Genomic DNA, 17,855 nt, shown 5'->3' with positions numbered 1-17,855 from the left:
CTCTATCGCCGAATTCGCGCTTGCATCAACGATGCCGCGATCTGATCGCGGCCGTTGTGGCAGGGATTTGAATTCCGACTGCAAGCGCATCAACGCTACCGGAGGGCGTCACGCGTCGCGACTGAAGTCGCTCCCACAGGAGCGTTCCCGCGCTCCGGCGCTGAATTGCGTTGGAAGCTTTACCCACGACGCTGGATGCGATGTCGGTCGATGTCGCAGCTCGCCGCCGAATCCGCTTCTGGAACGACGATGTCGCGATCTGATCGGAGTAGGTGTGGGAGGAACTTCAGTCCCGACTGCAGGTGGCCGGCCGGGCACGCGTCGCTCGCTTGCCGCGACCAAACGGCATTGCGCATCGCTGCGTCTTGCCGTGGTCTAGCGAGACCAGACATCGCCTTGTAGGAGCCCGGACGATCGGCTCGGCCTCATGCGCCAAGCGAGATCCAACGCGATGAGGTTGGGTGAATCTTCTTGGCAGTGCTCCGAGCGCATGCCACGCACAGGCTGCGCGCGCCGCCCGCAAACGCAACCGCCGCGATCGACTCAGTCGCCGTCGTAGAGCGGGAAGTGCACCGGCGGCGCCGGGGTGCCGGCGGCGGCGACCGCGCTGCCGTTCAGGCCCATGTCCCAGGCCAGGCCGGCCCAGACCGGGTCGGCGATGCGCGCGTCCTGCTGCGTCGGTGTGTGCGCAATCAGCAACTGCCGCAGTTCGGCCTGGGCCAGGGTCTCCAGCCGCCGCAGCGCGTGGCCGGGCTGGCGCGGCGCGGTCACCGGCCGCGGGCCGGGATCGGCCACCGGCTCGGACGAGGACGCGTGTGCGCTGCTGCGTTCATCGCAGGACATGGCCGCAACTCGGGACAGGGACTGGAGAGGCATCGACATCGACGGGGCTGGACGGGAAGGGCAGAGACGACAAGCCCCGGCAGGGGCCGGGGACTCGTCGGTTCATGGCGCGGAGGACGATTTAGAACAGCTCGACAGTGCCGGCGCCCATGCTCTGCTGCGCCACCGGCTTGTGCGGCGGGCGCTCCCACTCGGTGCGCATGTCGCGCAGGCGGTTGCCGACCCGCTGCAGAGCGTCGATCAGTTCGTGGTCGAACACCCCGCCATTGCGGTGCAGCAGTTCCTGCAGCGCCACGGCCTCGCGGTTGATCGCGGTCAGGCGGTCCAGGTGGGTGTGCACGCCGCCCAGGGCCTGGGTCGCGATGTCCTCGAACTGCAGGGCGCGCACCGCTTCGGCGACGCTGCTGTCGATGGCGCGGCCGCACTCGGAGATCTCGCGCATGCCGTCGCCCAGCGAGTGGTTGATCGCGGCCACGTTGTCCAGCATCGCCGCGGCCTCGGCCCGCGCCTCGCGGGAGCGGTCCATGTCGCGCGATGCCATGTTCGAGACCGTCTCGCGGACCTTGGCGATGGCGTCCTTGGAGCTGTGCGCCAGCTTGCGGATCTGCTCGTTGAAGGTGGTCGAGCGCTCGGACAGGTTGCGCACCTCGTCGGCCACCACCGCGAAGCCGCGGCCCGCCTCGCCGGCACGCGCCGCTTCGATCGCCGCGTTCAGCGCCAGCAGGTTGGTCTGGTCGGCGATCGACTTGACGTCCTCCAGCAGGGCGAAGATGCCGTCCAGATGCTGGGACATGTCGTCGATGTAGTGCACCGTGGTGCTGCTCTGGCCGCTGACCTGCTCCAGTGCCTCCACCAGTTGCTCCATGCGCTGGCTGGCATGCTGGGCGAAGCGGGCCACGTCCACACCGGCACCGCCGTCTTCGCCGGCGCGGTCGACGATGCGGGCCAGCGCCACGCTCTGCTGCCGCGACTTGCGGTTCATTGCCTCGAAGCTGCCGCCCAGGCCGCTGACGGCTTGGCGGATCAGTTCGCGGGCACGTTCGATCTCGGAGCGGGAGCCCTCGATCTCGTTGCCGACGAAGCTGCGCAGCTCGTTCAGCAGGTGGTCCTGCTCGCGCATGACCTTGGCCTGCTCCGGCGAGCGCCGGGTCTGGCTGTACGCGGTCCAGCCGGCGAAGCCGAGCCAGCTCAGCGTCATGGTGGTGAGGATGGCCCAACGGACCGGGGCCGGCCAGTCGAAACCGGCGGCGATGGGGAACAGCAGCGTCAGGGCGAGCGGGGCGGCCAGACGGATCAGGAGGCGTGAGTACATGGACGTTCTCGGCAGATTCACGATTGCTGTATCGGCCGTCCCCCCCGGGTCTTTAGCAACGCCGTGAGCGGATCATCGAAACCTGCCGACATTCATACGATCGGCGTCGCAGAACGGCCGAGCGGGGCGCGCTGCATGGCCCCGCGCCGGTGCCCTCGCGGGCTCAGCCCAGCGCGCGGTCCACGGTGTCGCGCATGCGCCGCTTGGCCAGCAGGAAGTCCCACAGGCTGCCGCCCATCTGCCGCCACAGCACCGCCGCGCGCACCGCCGCCAGCAGCAGCGCGCGGATCTCGGCCACCACCCCGGCCTGGCCCAGGTAGTGCGGATTGCCTTGCACCATCACCCGGGGGCGCAGGTGGCTGATGGTGTCGGCATAGAGCTGGCCCAGCGCCGCGATCACCTCCGGGTGGGTGCTGTCGCCATGGCGCTCCAGCAGCGGCGCGATCCGGGCCAGGCCGGCGTCGACCTTGGCGTCGGTCTCGGCATCGCCGGCGAAGCGCCGCTCCAGCTGGATCACCGCCAGCGCCAGCCGCGGCAGCACCTCGTCCTGGCCCTGGTTGCGGAAGTAGTTGTGCAGCAGGCGCAGGCCTGGCGCCAGGTCGGCGCGGCGGCCGTACACCGCCTCGGGGCTGGGCGCGTCGATGCGGAACACGCTGTCGAGCAGGGTGCGCACCAGCGACGCCTCCGACTGGCCGGTCTCGGCGATGCGCCGCACCTGCTGCAGGGCCTGGGCCATGCCCGCCAGCGCCAGCATGCGCGCGTCCATGGAATCGGTCATCGAATCGTGTCCTCGTGTGCGGCGGGTGCCTGCTGCGCCAAGCGGCGCTCCAGCGGGGCATCGGTAGTGGCGATCACGGCGCCGCCCAGGCATTCCTCGCCCTGGTACAGCACCAGCGACTGCCCGGGGGTGACGGCGCGCTGCGGGCGCGCGAAGCGCACCGACAGGGTGCCGTCGTCGCCGACCTCGACCGTGCAGTGCTCGTCGGCCTGGCGGTAGCGGGTCTGGGCGGTGCAGTCGAAGCGTCGTGCCGGCGGCGCGCCGGCGATCCAGTGCGCGGTCTCGGACTGCAGCCGGTTGGCCATCAGGTAAGGGCTGTCGCGGTCCTGGTCGACGTACAGCAGGTTCCGGGCGACGTCCTTGCCGACCACGTACCACGGCGCGGCGGCGCGCCCGCGCACCCCGCCGATGTTCAGGCCCTCGCGCTGGCCCAGGGTGAAGTAGAACACCCCCGGATGCTCGGCCACGACATGCTCGTGCGGATCGCGGATCTCGCCGCGCCGGGCCGGCAGGTAACGCCCCAGGAATTCGCGGAAATCGCGTTCGCCGATGAAGCAGATGCCGGTGGAGTCCTTCTTGGCGTGGGTCGGCAGGCCGGCCTCGCGGGCGATGCGGCGCACCTGCTCCTTGGGCAGCTCGCCGACCGGGAACAGCGTCGCAGCCAGTTGCGCCTGGCCCAGCTGGTGCAGGAAGTAGCTCTGGTCCTTGTTGCGGTCCAGCCCACGCAGCAGCCGCCAGCGGCCGCCGACGCTGTCCACCCGCGCATAGTGGCCGGTGGCGATGCGTTCGGCGCCGAGTTCGCGTGCCGCGTCCAGGAAATGCTTGAACTTGACCTCGCGGTTGCACAGCACGTCCGGGTTTGGGGTGCGCCCGGCGGCGTATTCGGCCAGGAAGTGTGCGAACACGCCTTGCCAGTACTCCTGCGAAAAATCGCGGAAATGGAACGGGATGCCGAGCCGCCCGCACACCGCCACCGCATCGCGGCGGTCGTCGTCGGCGCGGCAATCGCCGCTGCCGTCATCGGCCCAGTTCTGCATGAACAGCCCGGACACCGCGGCCCCCTGCTGGACCAGTTGCCAGGCCGCCACCGACGAATCCACGCCGCCGGAGACCCCGACCATGACCGTTGCGCCGCTCATGCCACCTGCCGCAACAGGTCCAGCGGGTAGCGGCGTCCGGCCAGGAAATCGGCCACCACCTGCCATACCAGCGGGCTGCGCCAGCGCGGCGCGGCGGCCTCCAGCTCGGCCGGGGTCATCCACAGCGCGCGCACGATGCCGGTGTCCAGCGGCCGCTGCGGATCGTGCGCGACCGGGTCGGCGGCGAAGGCGAAGCGCAGGTAGTGGCGGCCGTTGTCGGCCTTCCACTGGTAGGCGCCGATGAACGCGGTCGGCTGCACCTGCCAGCCGGTTTCCTCCAGCGTCTCGCGCACCGCGGCCTCGATCAGGCTCTCGTCCGGCTCCAGGTGGCCGGCCGGCTGGTTCAGCACCAGCGCACCGGCGATGGCTTCCTCCACCTGCAGCAAGCGCCCGTCGCGCACCACCACCGTGGCCACGGTCACGTCCGGCTGCCAGGGTTCTGCGGCCGCCGTCATCAGAACAGATCCTTGCCGCCGTTGAGTTCGGCGTCCATCGCGTCGGCGCCGCGTGCGGCCGCCTCCAGCGCCTCGCGCAGCGCCGTGTCGTCGGCATCGGCGGGGATCTTGACCACGAACACCGCGGTGCCGCCCTGGCGGACCCAGCCGCCGAGGATGTCCGACTGCGCATCCTCCAGCAGCCGGTTGGCGACCTTGGCGGGCAGGCTGTCGCCCTGCGCCTGGTAGGCCGGCGACCACACCTCGCGGATGCGGTAGCTGCCGAAGGTCTCCACCGGCGAGCGCACGTAGGTGAGCTGCTTGCGCTCGCGGCCTTGGTCGCGCAGGCCGAACAGCACCTGGTAATCGCCGTCCTCGTCGGCCTGCACGTCGTAGCCCAGAGCCTGCAGGCGCTTGCCCAGCGCCGCGTCCGGCGGCTCGGCGGCGGCCGGCAGGGCCACGGCGAGCAGCGTGGCGAGCAGCGGAACCTTGGGGAACATCGTCGAATGCATGCGAAGCGCCATCGAAAGGAGGGGAATTGTGCGGGCAGGGCCGGCGATCGTCCAATCCGGGCCGGCGGCCCCCGTATATAATGGGCGGATGCCCCGCAAGAATTCCCCCGAGCACGATCATGGCGTCATGGTGGAGACCGGCAAGCCGGAAATCGCCCGCCCGCCGATGTATCAGGTGCTGCTGCTGAACGACGACTACACCCCGATGGACTTCGTGGTGACCGTGCTGCAGCAGTTCTTCTCCCTGGACCTGGAGCGCGCCACCCAGGTGATGCTGCACGTCCATACCCGCGGCCGCGGGGTATGCGGGGTCTATACCCGCGAGGTGGCTGAATCCAAGGTGGCTCAGGTGAACGAGTTCTCGCGGATGAACCAGCACCCCCTGTTGTGCACGATGGAAAAAGCCTGATAGTGGGAGGCGTCGGTCACCGGTTTGCCCGGACTAACGCGGTGTGAACACACTGATCCGATAGGGTTGTGGAAATTCGCAACTCAAGCCACATATTGTTGGCAACAGACGTCGGAGTACACCATGTTCAGCAAAGATCTCGAGCAGACCATCGGCCAGTGCTACAAGCGCGCCCGGGAAGCCCGTCATGAGTTCATGACGGTGGAGCACCTGCTGTTGGCGCTGCTCGACAACCCCTCCGCCCAGGCCGTGCTCAAGGCCTGCGGCGCCGACGTCGAGCGCCTGCGCAGCGACCTGGAACAGGCCATCGAGGCCTCGGTGGCGCGCCTAGCCGAGGATGACGGCCGCGACACCCAGCCCACCCTGGGCTTCCAGCGGGTGCTGCAGCGGGCGGTCTACCACGTGCAGTCCTCGGGCAAGAAGGAGGTCAGCGGCGCCAACGTGCTGGTGGCGATCTTCGGCGAGAAGGACTCGCACGCGGTGTACTTCCTGAACCAGCAGGACATCACCCGCCTGGACATCGTCAACTACCTGTCCCACGGCATCGCCAAGATGGGCGAGGACGGCGAGCACGCCGCGCCGGCCGACGGCGAGCCCAAGGGCGAGGCGGGCGAGGGCGAGCCGAAGGGCGACGCCCTGGCCGAGTACGCCACCAATCTGAACGAGCAGGCCCGCAACGGCCGCATCGACCCGCTGGTGGGCCGCGCCGACGAGATCGAGCGCACCATCCAGGTGTTGTGCCGCCGCCGCAAGAACAATCCGCTGTACGTGGGCGAGGCCGGCGTCGGCAAGACCGCCATCGCCGAAGGCCTGGCCAAGCGCATCGTCGAAGGCAGCGTGCCCGCGGTGCTGGCCGATGCGGTGATCTTCTCGCTCGACCTGGGCGCGCTGGTCGCCGGCACCAAGTACCGGGGCGACTTCGAGAAGCGCCTGAAGGGGGTGCTGACCTCGCTGAAGAAGGTGCCCAACGCGGTGCTGTTCATCGACGAGATCCACACCATCATCGGTGCCGGCTCCGCCTCCGGCGGCACCATGGACGCGTCCAACCTGATCAAGCCGGCGCTGTCCTCGGGCGACCTGCGCTGCATCGGCTCGACCACGTTCCAGGAATACCGCGGCATCTTCGAGAAGGACCGCGCCCTGGCGCGGCGCTTCCAGAAGATCGACATCGTCGAGCCGACCGTGGGCGAAACCTTCGAGATCCTGCAGGGCCTCAAGCCCAAGTACGAGGCGCACCACGGCGTGACCTATGCCGACGACGCGCTGCAGGCGGCGGTGGACCTGTCGGTCAAGCACATCGGCGACCGACTGCTGCCGGACAAGGCGATCGACGTGATCGACGAGGCCGGCGCGCGCCAGCGGCTGCTGCCGGAAGGCCAGCGCAAGGAGTTGATCGACATCGAGGAGATCGAGACCATCGTCGCCAAGATGGCGCGGATCCCGGCCAAGCAGGTCAGCGCCACCGACAAGGACGTGCTGCAGCACCTGGAGCGCAACCTGAAGATGGTGATCTTCGGCCAGGATCCGGCGATCGAGACACTGTCCTCGTCGATCAAGCTGGCGCGCTCGGGCCTGGCCAATCCGGAAAAGCCGATCGGCAACTTCCTGTTCGCCGGCCCCACCGGCGTGGGCAAGACCGAGGTCACCAAGCAGTTGGCGCTGCAGTTGGGCATCGAGCTGGTGCGCTTCGACATGTCCGAGTACATGGAGCCGCATTCGATCAGCCGCCTGATCGGCGCGCCCCCGGGCTACGTCGGCTTCGACCAGGGCGGCCTGCTGACCGAGAAGATCGTCAAGACCCCGCACTGCGTGTTGCTGCTGGACGAGGTGGAGAAAGCGCACCCGGACATCTTCAACATCCTGCTGCAGGTCATGGACCGCGGCGTGCTCACCGACACCAACGGGCGCGAGGCCAATTTCAAGAACGTGATCCTGGTGATGACCACCAATGCCGGCGCCACCCAGGCCTCGCGGCGCTCGATCGGCTTCACTCAGCAGGACCACTCCACCGATGCGATGGAGATCATCCGTCGCAGCTTCACCCCGGAGTTCCGCAACCGTCTGGATGCGGTGGTGCAGTTCCAGCCGCTGGCCTTCAGCCACATCCTGCGCGTGGTCGACAAGTTCGTGATCGAGCTGGAGATGTTGCTGCAGGAGAAGCACGTGTCGCTGTCGGCGACCCCGACCGCACGCGACTGGCTGGCCCAGCACGGCTTCGACCCGCTGATGGGCGCGCGGCCGATGGCGCGGGTGATTCAGGACAAGGTCAAGCGCCCGCTGGCCGACGAGCTGCTGTTCGGCAAGCTGGTCAACGGCGGCCGCGTCACCATCGACGTGCGCGACGGCGAGCTGGTGGTGGAGACCCAGGCCGAGCCCGAGCGCCTGCTGCCGGCGACGGTGGACTGAGGCCGACAGGCACGACGAAAGGCGGCTGCAGAGGCTGCAGCCGCCTGGCGAAGTCACCGTCGTTCCATCGTTGCAGACGCGAAAGGCGGCCACTGGCCGCCTTCTTCATGTCCGCCCGCGGCGGATTACTTCATGCGGTAGGTGATGCGACCCTTGGTCAGGTCGTACGGGGTCATTTCGACCTTCACCCGGTCGCCGGTCAGGATGCGGATGTAGTTCTTGCGCATGCGGCCGGAGATGTGAGCGATGATTTCGTGTCCGTTTTCCAGCTTGACCCGGAACGTGGTATTGGGCAACGTCTCGCTGACGGTGCCTTCGAATTCGATGGAGTCGTCTTTCGACATGTAATCCTGTGCGATTCGGAGCGGCCAAAGGCCTGAAGAGCGAGGATTTTACTCGCCTGCGCCGCGCCATGCAAAGTTTGCGTTAATCCCGCTCAATCCTGGGCCAGTTCCAGCGCCGCCAGCGACCCGAATCGCGACGTCCAGGGCCCGTTCTGGGCCGGCGCCGCCGCCAGCGGCGCGATGGTCTCCAGGAAGCGCGCGCGCGGCCAGCGCTCGGCGCCCAGGCTCAGCAGGTGATCGTTCTCCACCTGCGCGTCGATCAGCGGCCAGCCCCAGCCGTGCAGGCGCCGCGCCAGCGCCGCCAGCGCGACCTTGGAGCCGCCGCTGCGCGCACTGAACATGCTCTCGCCGAAGAACATGCGTCCGCGTGCCACTCCGTAGATGCCGCCGACCAGTTCGCTGCCGTCGAACACTTCCACCGAATGCGCGTGGCCGGCCTGGTGCAGGGTCAGATAGGCGTCGCGCATCGGTGCGGTGATCCAGGTGCCGTCCTGCCCAGGGCGCGGGATCTGTGCGCAGGCATCGATGACCTGCGTGAAGGCGGTGTCGGCGCGCACCGTCCACGGGCAGTGGCGCAGGCTGCGGCGGAAGCGCGAGGACAGGCGCACGCCATCGCTGCGGAACACGGTGCGCGGGTCCGGGCTCCACCACAGGATCGGCTCGCCGTCGGAATACCAGGGGAAGATGCCCTGCACATAGGCCGCAAGCAGGCGCGTCGGCGACAGGTCGCCGCCGACCGCGAGCAAGCCGTCCGGCTCGCGCAGGGCGCTGGACGGCGGCGGGAACGGGGCGGCGGGATCGGCCGCGAGCAGGGCAGGGAGACGACGCATCGCCGGCAGCGTAGCCGATGCCTCAGGCGTCGTGGCGGAACGGCGAGTGGCGCTGCAATTCCGCCGCGTGCTGGCGCACCTCGGCGCGTTCCTGGGCGCACCACTCGGCCAGCGGCACACGGAAGCCCGGGTCGGCGATCCAGTGGCGGCTGCGTACCAGCCGCGGCAGGAAGCCGCGGGCGATCTTGTGCTGGCCCTGTGCGCCCGGTTCGAAGTGGGTCAGGCCCTCGCGCAGGCAGTATTCGATGCCCTGGTAGTAGCAGGTCTCGAAGTGCAGGCCGGGCAGGGCGTCGCCGCCCCAATAACGGCCGTACAAGGTGTCGCCGCCGCGCAGGCAGAACGCGCCGGCTACCGGCGCGCCTTCATGCATGGCGAGGAAGATCAACAGGTTGTGCGGCATCGTTCGCGCAAGATGTGAGAAGAATTCCAGGGTCAGCGCCGGCGAATTGCCGTAGTCGTCGAAGGTGCGCAGATAGAATCCGTACATCGCCTGCAGGTCGGCAGCGCTGGCCTCGTCGCCGTGCAGCACCCGGAAGTCGATGCCGGCGCGCTGCACCTTGGCCCGCTCCTGGCGGATGTTCTTGCGGTGCTTGTGGTCCATCGCGCCCAGGTAATCGTCGAACTCGGTCCAGCCGGCGTCGTTGTGCCACTGGTACTGCACGTCGTTGCGCTCCAGCCAGTCGGCGCCGAACGCGGCGTCCTCTTCGGCGCGGTGGAAATTGACGTGGGCCGAGGACAGGTTGGTGCTCTCGGTCAGCGCCTGCATGGCCGCGAGCAGTTCCTGTTGCGCCGCCTGATCGCGCGCCAGCAGCCGCGGCCCGGTCACCGGCGAGTACGGCACCGCGCACAGCCACTTGGGGAAGTAGTCCTGGCCATAGCGCGCGTAGGCATGCGCCCAGGCATGGTCGAACACGAATTCGCCGTGCGAGTTGCTTTTGACGTACCCCGGCGCCGCGGCGACCAGCGCCTCGCCGTCCCAGACGGTGAGATGCAGCGGGCTCCAGCCCCAGTCCGGGCGCAGGCAGCCGTGCTGCTCCAGGCCGGCCAGGAACGCGTGGGCGACGAACGGATTGCAGCCGCCGTGCAGGGCGTCCCAGTCGGCAGCGGCGACCGCGTCGAGCTGGCGCAGCCAGCGGATCCGGCTCATCGCTGTGACGACTTGCGGTAGAGGGCGGCGCAGCGGCCGCGCGTGCCACCTGCCGCACGCGCGGGCGCACGGCCGCCGCCGGCCGGACGCCGGCAGCTCAGGGCCTGCGTGGACTCAGGCACCCTTGTCCAGGTAGCGCTCGGCGTCCAGCGCGGCCATGCAGCCGAAGCCGGCCGAGGTGATCGCCTGGCGGTAGTGCTGGTCGGCGACGTCGCCGGCGGCGAACACGCCGGGCACCGAAGTCTCGGTGGCGGCGCCGCCCAGGCCGGAGCGGATCTCCAGGTAGCCGTTGTGCATGGCCAACTGGCCGTCGAACAGCTGGGTGTTCGGGTGATGGCCGATGGCGACGAAGAAGCCGTGCGCCTCCAGGTCGCGGGTGCTGCCGTCCTGCACCGACTTGACCCGCACGCCGGTGACGCCGGCCTCGTTGCCCAGCACTTCGTCCACCTGGTGGTGCCAGACGGTCTCGATCTTGCCGGCGGCGACCTTGGCGAACAGCTTGTCCTGCATGATCTTTTCCGCGCGCAGGGTGTCGCGGCGGTGGACCAGATAGACCTTGCGGGCGATGTTGGACAGGTACAGCGCCTCTTCCACGGCGGTGTTGCCGCCGCCGACCACGACTACGTCCTGGTCCTTGTAGAAGAAGCCGTCGCAGGTGGCGCAGGCCGACACGCCGCGGCCCTTGAACGCCTCTTCCGAGGGGATGCCCAGGTACTTGGCGGTGGCGCCGGTGGCGATGATCAACGCGTCGCAGGTGTAGTCGCCGCTGTCGCCGCTGAGCCGGAACGGGCGCTGCGCCAGGTTGGCGGTATGGATGTGGTCGAAGATCACCTCGGTCTCGAAGCGCTCGGCATGCGCCTGCATGCGCGCCATCAGGTCCGGGCCCATCAGGCCGTGGGGGTCGCCCGGCCAGTTGTCGACCTCGGTGGTGGTCATCAGCTGGCCGCCCTGCTGCAGGCCGGTGATCACCACCGGCTTGAGATTGGCGCGCGCGGCGTAGACCGCGGCGGTCCAGCCGGCCGGGCCGGAACCCAGGATCAGCAGGCGGGAATGCTTGGCGGAATTGGCGGCAGAGGGGCTCATGTATACTCGCGAACAGGGTGAAATGGCGGCCGAAGCGCGGCATTGCGCGGGTTCCGGCGAAGTCACATAGAGTGGCGGCCGGCCTGGAACGAATCAAGCCGCGTGGCGGAAACGCTGCGGCCCGCCGCGACAGACAGCGTGCGCCGCACGTCGTTGCCCGCCTCGATCGGGCATTGCCAGCGTCGGCCTGCGCAAAGACCGGACGATTCAGGTACCGACTGCTGAAATGCAAGGGCGAGTCGTTTATTATCAATCACTAACGATGCATTTCTAAGGTCTGGTCATAGCGTGGCGAAGCAGGTTCCGGAACGCGGCAAATCCCAGGGCGCCAATGCGGCGGCACGCAAGCAGGGCGCCGCGCCCAACCCACGCCGGCAGAAGCTGTGGCGCGATCTGGCGCTGATCGCGATCGCGCCGTTGCTGCTGTACCTGCTGGCCAGCCTGGCCACGTACTCGGCGACCGATCCGGGCTGGTCGCATACCGGCAGCGTGGTCGCACCGGTGCACAACATGGGCGGCAAGTTCGGCGCCTGGATCGCCGACGTGCTGCTGCAACTGTTCGGCTACGTGGCCTTCCTGCTGCCGGTGGTGATCGGCGCGATCTCCTGGATCGCGCTGTTCGGCATGGACAGCGATGGCGATGGCGAGGCCGACCTGGGGCCGGCGCTGCGCCTGGTCGGCATCGTCGGTTTCCTGATCGCCGCCACCGGGCTGCTGCACCTGCGCCTGTTCGCCGGCGACGTGGCCGGTGCTGGCGGCATCCTCGGCAAGCTGGTCGGCAATTCGCTGGGCGCCGGGTTCGGCGCGCTCGGCGCCAACCTGTTCGTGCTGGTGCTGCTGCTGGTGTCGGTGACCCTGGCCACCGGGCTGTCCTGGTTCGCGGTGATGGAGCGCATCGGCAAGGCGGTGATGACGCTGCCGGCGCTGGCCCGCCGCGGCAGCCAGCAGGCCAACGAGTGGCAGCAGACCCGCGCCATGCGCGAGGAACGCGAGGAAGTGCGCAAGGTCGACGCGGTGCAGCGCGCCAAGCGCGAGCCGGTCAAGATCGAGCCGCCGCCGGCGCCGGTGGTGGAGAAGAGCGAGCGCGCCAAGCGCGAACAGCAGATCCCGCTGTTCCACGGCACCGGCAGCGACCCGTCCGGGGTGCCGCCGCTGGCCTTGTTGGACGATCCCAAGCCACAGGCCAAGGGCTATTCAGAGGAGACCCTGGAAACCCTGTCGCGGCAGATCGAGTTCAAGCTCAAGGACTTCCGCATCGAGGCGCAGGTGGTCGGCGCCTATCCCGGCCCGGTGATCACCCGCTTCGAGATCGAGCCGGCGCCGGGCATCAAGGTCAGCCAGATCAGTTCGCTGGACAAGGACATCGCCCGCGGCCTGTCGGTGAAGTCGGTGCGCGTGGTCGACGTGATCCCGGGCAAGTCGGTGATCGGCCTGGAGATCCCCAACGTCAGCCGCGAGATGATCTATCTCAGCGAGCTGCTGCGCTCGAAGGAATACGACAAGTCGACCAGCCCGCTGACCCTGGCGCTGGGCAAGGACATCGCCGGCCGCCCGACCGTGGCCGACCTGGCGCGCATGCCGCACCTGCTGGTCGCCGGTACCACCGGCTCGGGCAAGTCGGTGGCGGTCAACGCGATGGTGCTGAGCCTGCTGTACAAGGCCTCGGCCAAGGACCTGCGGATGCTGATGATCGACCCGAAGATGCTCGAACTGAGCGTCTACCAGGGCATCCCGCACCTGCTGGCGCCGGTGGTCACCGACATGAAGGAGGCCGCCAACGGCCTGCGCTGGTGCGTGGCGGAGATGGAGCGCCGTTACAAGCTGATGAGCGCGGTGGGCGTGCGCAACCTGGCCGGCTTCAACAAGAAGGTCAAGGACGCGCAGGACGCCGGGCAGCCGTTGATGGACCCGCTGTTCAAGCCCAACCCGGACCTGGCCGAGGCGCCGCGGCCGCTGGACACGCTGCCGTTCATCGTCATCTTCATCGACGAATTCGCCGACATGATGATGATCGTCGGCAAGAAGGTCGAAGAGCTGATCGCGCGGCTGGCGCAGAAGGCCCGCGCTGCCGGCATCCACCTGATCCTGGCCACCCAGCGGCCCTCGGTGGACGTGATCACCGGCCTGATCAAGGCCAACATCCCGACCCGCATCGCCTTCCAGGTCAGCTCCAAGATCGACTCGCGCACCATCCTCGACCAGTCCGGCGCCGAGACCCTGCTCGGCCACGGCGACATGCTGTACCTGCCGCCGGGCACGGCGATGCCGGATCGCGTGCACGGCGCCTTCGTCAGCGACGAGGAAGTGCACCGGGTGGTCGAGCATCTCAAGGCCAGCGGCCCGGCCGACTACATCGAGGGCGTGCTCGACGAAGTGCAGACCATGGGCGACGGCACCGTGATCGGTGCCACCGGCCTGCCCGAAGCCGGCGGCGGTGGCGGCGACGAGTCCGACCCGTTGTACGACGAGGCCCTGCGCATCGTCACCGAGACCCGCCGCGCCTCGATCTCCGGCGTGCAGCGGCGGCTGAAGATCGGCTACAACCGCGCCGCGCGGCTGATCGAGGCGATGGAAGCCGCCGGCGTGGTCAGCCCGCCCGAACACAACGGCGACCGCAGCGTGCTGGCGCCGCCGCCGCCGAAGTGATGCGCACCGCGCCCTCCGCCGGCCATGGCCTGCGCCTGAGTGGACTGGCGCCGCTGCGCGCCGCGCGCTGGCTGTTCGGAGCGGCGCTGCTGGCGCTGGCCGGCGCCGCCGCCGCGCAACCGGCGCCGGCCGCACATGCTGATGCCGACCAGGCGGCGGGCGCGGCGGCCGCACCGGTGGTCAGCAACAACTACAGCTACGTGCGCTACCGCGCCGACTACGAGGTGCGCGAAGACGCCACCAGCGTCGAGACCGACGAGTACGAACTGCTGCTCAAGACCAAGGCCGGCGTCGACCAGTTCAGCCAGGTGCGGCTGGGCTACAGCGAGAAGCTGGAGACCCTGGAGGTGCTGGCCGCCTACACCCTGACCCCGGACGGGCTGCGCCACGACGTGCCGGCCGACAAGATCTACACCCAGGAGAGCTATTCCAGCGCGGCGGCGGCGATGTACGCCGACCGCAAGGTCAAGGTGGTGGTGTTCCCGAACCTGATGCCCGGCGCGCGCCTGGTGTACCGGGTGCGCCGCACCCAGAACGTGCCGTACTTCCCCGGCTATTTCAGCCTGTGGGAAACCTTCAGTGTGTTCTCCCAGTACGACGACGCCACGGTGACCCTGGTGGCACCGCGGCGGCTGCAGATGCACCTGTACACGCGCGGCGTGCAGGGCAGCGACACGCCGCAGATCGACGGCGAGCAGGCGCGCTGGGAATGGCGCTACAGCCGCCGCGAGCCCATGAAGAGCCAGAACTGGACGGCGGCGACCTGGGAATTCAGCCCGACCATCATGGCCAGCAGTTTCCGCCGCTGGGCACAGATGGCCCAGGCCTACCAGCACAGCAGCGCCGCCGCCGCGCAGGTCACCCCGAAGGTGCGCGCACGCGCCGAGCAGATCACCGCCGGCATCAGCGACCGCCGCGCGCAGGCCGCGGCGCTGTACGACTGGGTGGCGCGCAACATCCGCTACGTGGCGGTGTACCTGGGCAATGGCGGGCTGCAGCCGAACAGCGCCGACAGCATCCTCGACAACCACTACGGCGACTGCAAGGACCACACCGTGGTGCTGGAGGCGCTGCTGGCGGCCAAGGGCATCGCCAGCACGCCGGTGCTGATCGGCGCGCAGGGCGGGCCGACCCTGCCCGAGGTGCCGGTGCTGGGCCGCTTCAACCATGCCATCACCTATCTGCCCGAGTTCAAGCTGTACGTGGATTCGACCAGCCCGTATGCGCGCTTCGGCCAGTTGCCGGCCGGCGACCTGGGCGCGCCGGTGCTGCACACCGCCGACGGCACCGTGGCGCGCACGCCGCCGGACGATGCCAAGGTCAATCGCTACCTGGTCGAGACCGACTACCGCTTCGCCGCCGATGGCAGCCTGAGCGGCATCACCCGCCTGGACAGCGGCGACGTCGGCGAGGTCGGCCTGCGCACGATGTTCGTGCAGCTCAACGCGCAGAACCGCACCCGCATCGAGGAGTCGATCGTCGCCGCCTCCGGCTTCGACGGCAGCGGCGAGCTGCTGCTGCAGGGCACGCCGCAGGATCTGACCCGGCCCTTCGGCTACGCCTACCGCTTCCGCGCCCACGACTACGTCGACTTCGGCGTGGTCGGCGGCATGAGCCTGCCGCTGATGCCCGGCGCCGACTCGGTGCGCGGGGTCTACAGCACGGCTTCGGCCGAGCGCAATCTGACCCCGTTCTACTGCAACGACAACGCGCGCAGCGAGACCTACCGGCTGACCTTCCCGGACAGCGTGCCGATCATCGCGATCCCGGCCGACACCCATTTCCGCAACGCCGCCGGCGAGTACGCCGCCACCTGGGTGCGCGACGGGCAGACCGTGACTGCCACGCATACGCTGCACCGGCGTGCGATCCATGGCCCGGCGGCGCTGTGCCAGCCGCAGGATTACGCTGCGTTCCGCGAGTTGTACCAGCAGGTGCGGCGCGGCTTCCGCGGGCAGATCCTGTACGGCGACCTGAGCCGGATGCAGACCGGGCCGTAGCGTGGCGCGGCCGGCCGCGCCCTCTGATCGCCTATTCAGGCGCGTCGCGTCACACTTCCCACACTCCATCCGGAAATCCATCCGCATGCTTCGCACACTCCGCTACACCGTCCTCGCCACCGCGCTGCTGGCCGGCTCCGCCTTCGCCGGCGCCCGCGAGGACCTCACCGCCTTTACCCGCGGGCTGAAGGGCCTGGACGGCCAGTTCGCGCAGAAGGTCTACGATGGCAAGGGCACGCTGAAGGAAAGCTCCAGCGGCCGCGTCGCGCTGTCGGCGCCGCGCCTGTTCCGCTGGGAGTACCGCAAGCCCTACACCCAGTTGATCGTCGCCGATGGCAGCAAGGTCTGGGTGTACGACCCGGACCTGAAGCAGGCCACGGTGCGCGCGCAGGGCAGCGAGGAACAGAACAGCCCGCTGACCGCGCTGATCGATCCGGGCCGGCTCGACCGCCAGTACGACGTCAGCGAGGAAGCGGTGGCCCGCGACGGACTGCAGTGGCTGACGATGACGCCGAAGGTGGACACCGAGGCCAGCTTCCAGATGGCCAAGCTCGGCTTCGACCGCAACGGCCTGGCGCGCATGGAAGTGGTCGACCCGGTCGGCCAGCGCACCGACATCAGCTTCAGCGACTGGAAGCGCAATCCGGCCTTCGCCAGCGGCACCTTCCGCTACGTCCCGGACAAGGACGTGGACGTGGTCGGCGACCGCTGAGCCGACGGCCGCCGCGCGCCGGGTCGGTGCGCGGCGGGCTTTTCGCTCAGCTGGGGCAGGTCTGCACTTCGATGCTGACGTGGCCCAGTGTGGCCACGCCCTGCAGGCGCGCGTGGTAGAACGCCGCCGGCCGAGGCCGGTGCGTCACCAGCGACACGATCGCCGCGTGCTGGCCGGGGCCGACCCGCCACACGTGCAGGTCGGCGATGCGCTCGTCGTCCTGCTGCAGGCGGTCGCGGATCTGCGCCTGCAGCGCCGCCGGCGCCGAGGCATCGAGCAGCACCGCGCCGGTGTCGCGCAGCAGCGCCAGCGACCAACGTGCGATGACGATGGCGCCGATGATGCCCATCAGCGCATCGGTCCAGGTCCAGCCCAGGTACTTGGCCAGCAGCAGGGCGACGATCGCCATCACCGAGGTCAGCGCGTCGGCCAGCACATGCATGTAGGCCGAGCGCAGATTGTGGTCGGCGTGGGCGTGCCGGTCGTGGCCGACGGCCTGTGCGGGCGCGGCGTGGGCGTGTGCGTGCTCGTGGTGATCGTGAGGGTGGGGATGGTCGTGACCATGCGCATGATCGTGGTCATGCCCATCATGGTGCGCGTGCGCATGGTCGTCATGCCGATGCGCAGCGTGTGCGTGGTCGTGGTCGTGGTCGTGGTCGTGGTCATGATGATGGCCGTGGCCGTGGCCGTGGCCATGCCCGTGATCGTGGTGGTGGTCGGCACCCAACATCCAGGCACTGAGCAGGTTCACCAGCAGGCCCAGCGCCGCGATCCACAGCGCTTCGTCATAGGCGATGTGCACCGGCTGCGCCAGGCGCAGTGCTGATTCCACGCCGATGCCCAGGGCGATCAGCGCCAGGATCAGCGCGCTGGAGAAGCCGGCCAGGTCGCCGACCTTGCCGGTGCCGAAGGTGAAGCGCGGGTTGTGCCGGTGCCGCCGCGCGAACCAGTAGGCGAAGCCGGCCAGCGACAGCGCGCCGGCGTGGGTGGCCATGTGCAGGCCGTCGGCCAGCAGCGCCATCGAGCCGGTCCACCAGCCGGCGACGATCTCCACGATCATCATCGCGGCGGTCAGCGCTACCACCGCCCAGGTGCGGCGCGCGTTGTGCTCGTGGCGCGTGCCGAGGAAGTCGTGCTGATGGGTAAATGCGTCCAGGGTGTCGTGGTGGCTCATGGCGGGGGGCGGCCGGGCAGGGGAGGCGCCGCGATTCTAGCGCTGGCGTCGGTGCCGCGCGGGCTTGCAGCGAGCGGGCCGCGGGC

General features: G+C 69.2%; 16 protein-coding genes. 5 read left to right on the top strand and 11 right to left on the bottom strand.

Features of this window, described 5'->3' with window-relative positions; genetic code table 11:
- Positions 1-543: 543 nt before the first annotated feature.
- The 6 genes from GGR64_RS18550 to GGR64_RS18525 all read right to left on the bottom strand — a co-directional run bounded on the left by GGR64_RS18550 (position 544) and on the right by GGR64_RS18525 (position 5,030).
- Entirely contained in the window at positions 544-843 is a 300-nt protein-coding gene (locus GGR64_RS18550; RefSeq protein WP_160967475.1) for a hypothetical protein, read from the bottom strand.
- Between the two features lie 121 nt (positions 844-964).
- Positions 965-2,155 (bottom strand): methyl-accepting chemotaxis protein, encoded by a 1,191-nt coding sequence (locus GGR64_RS18545; protein WP_160960851.1) that lies wholly within the window; start codon positions 2,153-2,155, stop codon positions 965-967.
- Between the two features lie 163 nt (positions 2,156-2,318).
- A complete protein-coding gene (hflD, locus tag GGR64_RS18540; RefSeq protein WP_160967473.1) occupies positions 2,319-2,933 on the bottom strand; it encodes a high frequency lysogenization protein HflD in 615 nt (204 codons plus the stop codon).
- Positions 2,930-4,072: a tRNA 2-thiouridine(34) synthase MnmA gene (gene mnmA, locus GGR64_RS18535; protein ID WP_167087717.1), complete on the bottom strand. Its 1,143-nt coding sequence runs from the start codon at positions 4,070-4,072 to the stop codon at positions 2,930-2,932. The genes hflD and mnmA overlap by 4 nt, the downstream gene beginning before the upstream one ends.
- Positions 4,069-4,527, bottom strand: coding sequence for an NUDIX hydrolase (locus tag GGR64_RS18530; RefSeq protein WP_160967469.1), 459 nt, complete (start codon positions 4,525-4,527; stop codon positions 4,069-4,071). The genes mnmA and GGR64_RS18530 overlap by 4 nt, the downstream gene beginning before the upstream one ends.
- On the bottom strand, positions 4,527-5,030 hold the full coding sequence (locus tag GGR64_RS18525; protein WP_160967467.1) for a hypothetical protein: 504 nt from the start codon (positions 5,028-5,030) through the stop codon (positions 4,527-4,529). The genes GGR64_RS18530 and GGR64_RS18525 overlap by 1 nt, the downstream gene beginning before the upstream one ends.
- A gap of 76 nt (positions 5,031-5,106) precedes the next feature.
- Between GGR64_RS18525 and clpS the strand changes: the two genes are divergently transcribed.
- Both clpS and clpA read left to right on the top strand, forming a co-directional pair.
- Positions 5,107-5,427 carry an ATP-dependent Clp protease adapter ClpS gene (clpS, locus tag GGR64_RS18520; protein WP_019796528.1) on the top strand — a complete coding sequence of 107 codons (321 nt, stop codon included), beginning with the start codon at positions 5,107-5,109 and terminating at the stop codon, positions 5,425-5,427.
- A 123-nt stretch (positions 5,428-5,550) separates the two neighbouring features.
- The gene (clpA, locus tag GGR64_RS18515) at positions 5,551-7,833 is read left to right on the top strand and encodes an ATP-dependent Clp protease ATP-binding subunit ClpA (protein ID WP_160967465.1); all 2,283 of its coding nucleotides are present in this window, start codon (positions 5,551-5,553) and stop codon (positions 7,831-7,833) included.
- A 125-nt stretch (positions 7,834-7,958) separates the two neighbouring features.
- On the opposite strand, the gene infA is transcribed toward clpA, so the two are convergent.
- From infA to trxB, 4 genes are all read right to left on the bottom strand, one after another.
- A complete protein-coding gene (gene infA / locus GGR64_RS18510) occupies positions 7,959-8,177 on the bottom strand; it encodes a translation initiation factor IF-1 (RefSeq protein ID WP_004425677.1) in 219 nt (72 codons plus the stop codon).
- Between the two features lie 92 nt (positions 8,178-8,269).
- Positions 8,270-9,007 (bottom strand): leucyl/phenylalanyl-tRNA--protein transferase, encoded by a 738-nt coding sequence (gene aat / locus GGR64_RS18505; RefSeq protein WP_160967463.1) that lies wholly within the window; start codon positions 9,005-9,007, stop codon positions 8,270-8,272.
- Positions 9,008-9,029: 22 nt separating this feature from the next.
- The gene (locus GGR64_RS18500; RefSeq protein WP_184647662.1) at positions 9,030-10,154 is read right to left on the bottom strand and encodes a GNAT family N-acetyltransferase; all 1,125 of its coding nucleotides are present in this window, start codon (positions 10,152-10,154) and stop codon (positions 9,030-9,032) included.
- Positions 10,155-10,268: 114 nt separating this feature from the next.
- Positions 10,269-11,237: a thioredoxin-disulfide reductase gene (trxB, locus tag GGR64_RS18495; protein WP_160967460.1), complete on the bottom strand. Its 969-nt coding sequence runs from the start codon at positions 11,235-11,237 to the stop codon at positions 10,269-10,271.
- 288 nt (positions 11,238-11,525) lie between these two features.
- On the opposite strand from trxB, the gene GGR64_RS18490 reads away from it, so the two are divergent.
- The 3 genes from GGR64_RS18490 to lolA all read left to right on the top strand — a co-directional run bounded on the left by GGR64_RS18490 (position 11,526) and on the right by lolA (position 16,595).
- Complete coding sequence (locus GGR64_RS18490) at positions 11,526-13,883, top strand: DNA translocase FtsK (protein WP_160967459.1); 2,358 nt, start codon at positions 11,526-11,528, stop codon at positions 13,881-13,883.
- Positions 13,883-15,883, top strand: coding sequence for a DUF3857 domain-containing transglutaminase family protein (locus GGR64_RS18485; protein ID WP_221236282.1), 2,001 nt, complete (start codon positions 13,883-13,885; stop codon positions 15,881-15,883). Before GGR64_RS18490 ends, GGR64_RS18485 begins: the two co-directional genes overlap by 1 nt.
- An 85-nt stretch (positions 15,884-15,968) precedes the next feature.
- A complete protein-coding gene (lolA, locus tag GGR64_RS18480; RefSeq protein WP_160967457.1) occupies positions 15,969-16,595 on the top strand; it encodes an outer membrane lipoprotein chaperone LolA in 627 nt (208 codons plus the stop codon).
- Positions 16,596-16,641: 46 nt separating this feature from the next.
- Here lolA and dmeF read toward each other — a convergent pair whose 3' ends face one another.
- Positions 16,642-17,769 carry a CDF family Co(II)/Ni(II) efflux transporter DmeF gene (gene dmeF / locus GGR64_RS18475; protein WP_184647658.1) on the bottom strand — a complete coding sequence of 376 codons (1,128 nt, stop codon included), beginning with the start codon at positions 17,767-17,769 and terminating at the stop codon, positions 16,642-16,644.
- Between the last annotated feature and the right edge of the window lie 86 nt (positions 17,770-17,855).

The organism is Xanthomonas sp. 3307 (assembly GCF_014199735.1).
GTDB classification, from domain to species: Bacteria; Pseudomonadota; Gammaproteobacteria; order Xanthomonadales; family Xanthomonadaceae; genus Xanthomonas_A; species Xanthomonas_A rydalmerensis.
The sequence above is the reverse complement of the archived record's forward strand: the minus strand, read 5'-3'. Positions and strand labels throughout refer to the sequence as shown.

Coding starts and splice junctions, on each gene's coding strand:
- GGR64_RS18550 (WP_160967475.1), bottom strand. CDS start 843: ATGTCCTGCGATGAACGCAGCAGCGCACACGCGTCCTCGTCCGAGCCG.
- GGR64_RS18545 (WP_160960851.1), bottom strand. CDS start 2,155: ATGTACTCACGCCTCCTGATCCGTCTGGCCGCCCCGCTCGCCCTGACG.
- hflD (WP_160967473.1), bottom strand. CDS start 2,933: ATGACCGATTCCATGGACGCGCGCATGCTGGCGCTGGCGGGCATGGCC.
- mnmA (WP_167087717.1), bottom strand. CDS start 4,072: ATGAGCGGCGCAACGGTCATGGTCGGGGTCTCCGGCGGCGTGGATTCG.
- GGR64_RS18530 (WP_160967469.1), bottom strand. CDS start 4,527: ATGACGGCGGCCGCAGAACCCTGGCAGCCGGACGTGACCGTGGCCACG.
- GGR64_RS18525 (WP_160967467.1), bottom strand. CDS start 5,030: ATGGCGCTTCGCATGCATTCGACGATGTTCCCCAAGGTTCCGCTGCTC.
- clpS (WP_019796528.1), top strand. CDS start 5,107: ATGCCCCGCAAGAATTCCCCCGAGCACGATCATGGCGTCATGGTGGAG.
- clpA (WP_160967465.1), top strand. CDS start 5,551: ATGTTCAGCAAAGATCTCGAGCAGACCATCGGCCAGTGCTACAAGCGC.
- infA (WP_004425677.1), bottom strand. CDS start 8,177: ATGTCGAAAGACGACTCCATCGAATTCGAAGGCACCGTCAGCGAGACG.
- aat (WP_160967463.1), bottom strand. CDS start 9,007: ATGCGTCGTCTCCCTGCCCTGCTCGCGGCCGATCCCGCCGCCCCGTTC.
- GGR64_RS18500 (WP_184647662.1), bottom strand. CDS start 10,154: ATGAGCCGGATCCGCTGGCTGCGCCAGCTCGACGCGGTCGCCGCTGCC.
- trxB (WP_160967460.1), bottom strand. CDS start 11,237: ATGAGCCCCTCTGCCGCCAATTCCGCCAAGCATTCCCGCCTGCTGATC.
- GGR64_RS18485 (WP_221236282.1), top strand. CDS start 13,883: ATGCGCACCGCGCCCTCCGCCGGCCATGGCCTGCGCCTGAGTGGACTG.
- lolA (WP_160967457.1), top strand. CDS start 15,969: ATGCTTCGCACACTCCGCTACACCGTCCTCGCCACCGCGCTGCTGGCC.
- dmeF (WP_184647658.1), bottom strand. CDS start 17,769: ATGAGCCACCACGACACCCTGGACGCATTTACCCATCAGCACGACTTC.